Annotated in this window: 5 protein-coding genes; 4 read left to right on the top strand and 1 reads right to left on the bottom strand. The window is 59.0% G+C overall.

The features are described from left to right. Window positions 1–108: 108 nt before the first annotated feature. Window positions 109–444 (bottom strand): ribbon-helix-helix protein, CopG family, encoded by a 336-nt coding sequence (locus tag MX571_RS22225; RefSeq protein ID WP_247421987.1) that lies wholly within the window; start codon window positions 442–444, stop codon window positions 109–111. A gap of 145 nt (window positions 445–589) precedes the next feature. On the opposite strand from MX571_RS22225, the gene MX571_RS22230 reads away from it, so the two are divergent. The 4 genes from MX571_RS22230 (at window position 590) to MX571_RS22245 (ending at window position 5,366) form a co-directional block, all read left to right on the top strand. Then, a complete protein-coding gene (locus MX571_RS22230; protein ID WP_247421990.1) occupies window positions 590–1,030 on the top strand; it encodes a hypothetical protein in 441 nt (146 codons plus the stop codon). Next, window positions 1,027–2,778 carry a type IV secretory system conjugative DNA transfer family protein gene (locus MX571_RS22235; protein ID WP_247421993.1) on the top strand — a complete coding sequence of 584 codons (1,752 nt, stop codon included), beginning with the start codon at window positions 1,027–1,029 and terminating at the stop codon, window positions 2,776–2,778. The genes MX571_RS22230 and MX571_RS22235 overlap by 4 nt, the downstream gene beginning before the upstream one ends. 58 nt (window positions 2,779–2,836) lie before the next feature. Next, complete coding sequence (locus MX571_RS22240) at window positions 2,837–3,484, top strand: hypothetical protein (RefSeq protein ID WP_247421996.1); 648 nt, start codon at window positions 2,837–2,839, stop codon at window positions 3,482–3,484. Window positions 3,485–3,965: 481 nt separating this feature from the next. After that, window positions 3,966–5,366 (top strand): hypothetical protein, encoded by a 1,401-nt coding sequence (locus tag MX571_RS22245; protein ID WP_247421998.1) that lies wholly within the window; start codon window positions 3,966–3,968, stop codon window positions 5,364–5,366. Window positions 5,367–5,407 lie beyond the last annotated feature (41 nt).

Genomic DNA, 5,407 nt, shown 5'->3' on the forward strand with positions numbered 1-5,407 from the left:
CGGTTGTCGGCTATATACAGGGAATCCTCGATACTGCCAGCGTGTGGATGCTTGTTCTGGCCGCAATCCTCCAGACCGCGTTTTCACTTCGAGACGACGATTGATTGCCTATTCGCGACCGAAAACCCACCATTTCAGCCGCGTTGATATTGGAGCACTTCGCCAAGAACGCTCCTCCTCCACGTAATTAGCGAGCTCAGTGGTTTCCTGTCGGTTTTCAATTAGTGCCCGCTTTTCGTTCTGAAGCCGTTCGACCGTTCGTTCTAGTTCTTGAGCTCGTTCACCGTCCTGTATGAGGTTCCTCACCGCCTCGCTTTTCGACTCATACGGGCCGCCGTCACTCGATAATTCATCTACGAGCTCTTTCTGTTCTTCATCAAGAGTAATTGTTAACCTCGGCACGGTGAGCACCTTCACCGCTAGTATGAAGGCGTGAATAGACAAGTTTTCGGACGCCACAATACCTTTGCAAAGATGTAACTCATCTTACAATCATGGTGAGTCACAATGGTTTGGGTGCCGTACCGCGATTCCGTCCGCACTGGATGCGGATTTTATCTTGCCCAGCAGTTGGTGAGGGGTGGTCGCGATGACCCGGAGTGCGAAGGTCATCGTGTACGTCACACCCTCCACGAAAGAGGAGGTCGAACGGCGTGCTGCTCACGACGGAGAGTCCGTCTCGACGTGGTGTGCTCGTGTCCTTGACCGGGCGCTCGTAATGGACGCACAGGACGAGATATCCGCCGAGGTCCGTGCTGAGGAGCGCCTGACCGAGTTACACTCGCTCGCGAAGGATGAGATGGCTGCCATCGCTCGGGATGTGGCCGACATGGTTGCACGGAGTTCCTGCTATACTGTCGCAAACTGGGAGCTACTGAAGCGAGAGTTTGAGGATTCTGAGCGTCGGGAGGCTCTCTCGACTGGTTCTCGACGTCTCAGACAGAACCTCGATATCGACATCTCGGAGTCATCTGGGACTGAAGGCCTCGACTTCGATGCTCTCCGTGACAACGGCGGTGATGACCGGTGATAGTGCACACAGACTACCAAGCGTCGTCTGCTGACGATTTGTTGGGATACCTCGACCGAGGTGCTGGCCTGTATACGCGTACTGGTCAGCTGGCGTCGAACACCGATGTCCAGACGTTTCTGGACGCCAGCGAGCGACATCAGTTCGAGCGTCAGCTCGTTTTCAGCCCGGAATATGGCGAGACTATGACTGATGATGAGATGCTGCTGGCGGCTCGACAGACGCTTTCTGAGTTCTTCAGGGGACATCCGAGCTGTCGGTGGTTATTAGCGGTCCATCGCGATACCGACCATCCCCATGTACAGGTGGCGCTAACAGGTCAGCGACACGACCTCTATCTCGATGCAGATGACCTCTCAGCACTACGTCAGCTCGCTGCTGACCAGTTTCGAGAGGGGCACGAACAGAACCGCCCGCATGGTCGGTCACTCGCTGTTCTCCCGCTGGCTCCATGGATAGCTGACGTACCTACCCCGGGTCCTCTGGTGCTCGTACTGGGTGCCGTGGTGGTGCTCGCTGTGTTCGCAGGTCTCTGGATAATCGGGCGTGAGGTTCTGTCCCGCGTGGGTTGGTTCGCTGCGAGCCGCTCTGGGGGATGGGTGCTGCCTCTACGAATCATCACCGACCGTCGACCGTCGCGATTTGCGGGTTGGTTGCCGCATATTGGGATAGAACGTCGCTCGACGTTGTTCCTCGGGTCGTCGGGGGCTGGGAAGACGAACGCAATCGGTCATCTGCTCCCTCAGTTGGCTGATGAGGGGCCGCTAATCGTATTTGACTACAAGGGAGATTTCGGCGCTGGAGACTTCGACCGTCCCACAATCCGATTCACAACGTCAGGCTGGAATCTCTTCAACGAGGTTCGAGATGAGTTCGAAATAAGAGAGATGTGTCGGTCGCTTTTCCCTCCTGCTGATGATGGCGATTTCTTCCTAGCGGCTGCTCGACAAGTGTTCACTGTGGTGTGTATCTACCTCTGGAGAGAGGCTGACGAACAGGGGGAGGACATATCGAACGCGGACCTCGTTGCGTTCTTCCAGTCTCGCTCTCGGTTGGATGTGTACGAGTCGCTCGGGTCATACACTGACCTTGACCGTTCTGCCCTCGACCCTGATGCAGACCGTCAAGCAGCTGGCGTCTGGGCATCGGTCCAACAGGTTGTAACAGACTTGTTCAGCGGGTTTGCCTCATCGACGGGTGAGTTCGCTATCCGTGAGTACATTGAGAACCCAGACGGGGCTGTACTGCTCCTAGATTACCCTATCGTCCAAGGAGAGAGCGCGAAACCCCTCTTTAGGTGGGCGATTGACTGGGCAATTCGGTGGTCTCTGGCAGATTCTTCGACCCCCTGTACATTCGTCCTCGACGAGTTCGACCGTCTACCTCGGGTTCGCCGACTTGATGACTTGGTCAACGCAGGACGGAGCACCGATACACGGGCGATTTTAGGTGTTCAGAGCATCGGCCAGCTGGAGGATTCGTATGGCAAGGGGAGGGCCTCGGCATTGCTCTCAGGACTCGTACAGCAGGTTCTACTCCAGTCTCACGATACCTCTTCTCTGGACCACATTCAGGAGGAGATGGGTCTCGACGACGCTCCGCTCGACCGTTCGGTAATACAGCGGTTCAAACCGGGTGAATGCGTCGTGAGACTCGTTCGAGGCGAGTGGGTCCGTGGTCGCGTCCCACTGGTCGGTTCCATCACCCCTCTTCAGTCTCTTACGAGGGCCTTCGAAAACCGTCGGTAACGGGCTCTCTGACCCTCTGACTGCGAACATTCTTATGTCTACACTATTTAAATAGGATATGTCAGAGTGGGTCCCCGGTCTCGTCCCCCTGAACCTCATGTTGCTCGTTCTGATGGTCCTCTCGTGGCTGGCCATTCACGCCACGCTCATGGAGAAGGACCTCACTCTTTCCCAATCGCGCATCTGGTTCCTCGAACTCGTTCCTGCCACTATCTTCTCTTGGTCCGTTCTCTACCTCCTCTGGCCAGTGGTGGTCGAGATATCGACGGGAGAGCTCCCTGTGTACGTGAATGATGGGATATTCTTCAAGCTCGTTGGTCTGATTGGCGCGGTCGTCGTAACCGCATCGTCTGTCGGGTGGATTGGGCTGATTCCTGATGATGAGGAGGAGGAGGATGACTCTGCCGAGTCAGATGATGGAATCCGTACTTCCTCTCGCCCTCTGTTCCCGACCACTACGCCCTCTCTCCAGACTACAAATTCTGGCTGGAACAGTTCTGGTAGGTATGGGCAGTATACGGGGTCTAGCGACGACTACAGCTGGAACGGAAATCCCTCCACCTCTTCTGACTCCATCTTCGACGTGAATGACCCAAATGGCCAATACGACTTGTTTACCGAACAGGACCCTCTGCTCTCTACCTCTACTAACCCTACCGACGAGGCCAGTGACGACGGCAACGACGACGGCAACGACAACGCGTAGGTCGAATTTGGTCGTATTCCGGAGAGGGAAAATCATTAAGGGCAGTGGGTCTCACCTCGGAGCAAAGAAAGAGATACGTGAGACTCTCAACGGCGGAGGTCCGGGGGTGTTCCACCACCCCCAGAAGCAGGCTGAATGGGTATGGGCCTGTGACTGGTTCTCCGTTCCCGTTCGTCAAATATCCTCTGCTCTCGCAGGGGGGTACGCGAGACGGCTGGTCTGATGTCATACCGTGGAGCGACGCTACCCTCACAACCGGCAGGCGGGAGACACGTGATGCGGTCGCGGTGTGGTCGTCGACGGCGCTCCGCGCCGGAGACAGTAGTCGAACACGGTCGCAGCGAGTACGCGCGAAATCGCGGACGGAGCCCGGCGAGCAGGCGAGCATCGCGTTCACGAGCGGAGCGAGTGACGCCTGCGAGTCGCGCGACGGAAGCGAGCTCGCGGACCGCAGCAAGACCGTCGGTGCGAGGTGGTCGCTGTGAGCGTTGGCTCGTCGTCGCGGTCGTGGTCGAGGGAGAAGGGGGCGCTCTGCTTCGAGTTCGAGCGAGACGGAGAGGAGAGCCGTGTCCGCATCGCACAGACGCAGGACCCTCACCTCGATGCCATCACAACGGACGAGCCGGATGGTAGGAATTACGACGATGCACTACCTGAACTACCGATTCCCGGGTCAGGGCGGATGGGGACGAACTGTGGTGAGGAGGTCCCAGCACTGTTCTGTCCCTCAGATGGTTGCGGCTCGGTCTACCACGTCGGACACACCTGTCGTAAGAGCCGCTGTCCCCGGTGCTGGAAGTCGTGGGACTTCCAGAGAGCGAAGACCGTCACGTCAAAGCTAGAGGCGCTCAGGCGCTACCGGTACGCGTCGGGGGACACCGAGCAGAAATTCCACCACCTCACGGTGTCGTTCCGCGACAGTACGCGGTTCGACTCGGATACTCCGGTTGACCGGGCGGCGGAGGTCGTGAAGCTCCTCTCACATCAAGTCAACGTCCAGACGGGCTACCTGATGTTGCACCCGTATCGCATCAAGGAGGAGTACCGTGGAGACGTGAACGGCCACGAGAGCGGCGATGGAGACCTCACGTGGAAGGACATCTACGGACTCGTTGACGACCTCGGCTGGGATGCTGTCGGGGAGGAGTACCTCGTTTACGCTCCCCACTTCCACGTCATCGCCCTCTCGGAGTTCGTACAGTGTGGCGCAGTCACGGAGGCCATCGAGGAGGAGACCGGTGTGGTCGTCCACCGGGTGACGAAGGGCGCCGACTCGTCGGTGTCGATGTACAACCTCGAAGACCTCTGCCGAGTCGCCGCCTACTCCATCTCTCACCTCGGCCTCCAGCACGACGACGACAACGACGAGTGGCGGGCGGTGCTCCGTCCGTTCGGCGAAGTCGCGAACTTCACGGCGGCCCCCAACGTCGAGCACGAGGTCGACGAGAAGCTCCGGGAGGTCGTCCCGGAGGTTTTGGGTATCGAGATGCCCCAGCCGCGCTGTTCCGAGAAGCGGCTCAGTGAGGACGCTGTGGATGACGACGAGTGGGAGGGAGAACGCCCGCCGACAGTCCGGGCGCTCACAGGGGGCGACTCAGGGGCGTCTGGCTGTGGCTGTGGCGACGACTGGGAGAGCGGCTCTGCCGACGACCTCTGGGAATCCGGTGCCGTCCCCGACTTCGCCTCGGTGCCGTCAGGGGACCTCCTCTCGCCGTGCGGCGAGTCACTCGTGCCGATGTGGGCGGCCTCCGAGTACGTCGAGGACGACGAGTGGTTCGGGACGCTCCCCGAGGTTGCGGTCGAGGAGCTCCTCTTCGCGATGGACGAGTGGGAGGCGCTTGGGAAACCACAGCCCGACGTGCCGCCCCCACCGGACGACTGAGCGGCTACCTCCCGGTCTACCATCCTCTGAGAGGCATCGCT

Source organism: Halomarina salina, assembly GCF_023074835.1.
In the GTDB taxonomy this organism is placed as follows: Archaea; Halobacteriota; Halobacteria; order Halobacteriales; family Haloarculaceae; genus Halomarina; species Halomarina salina.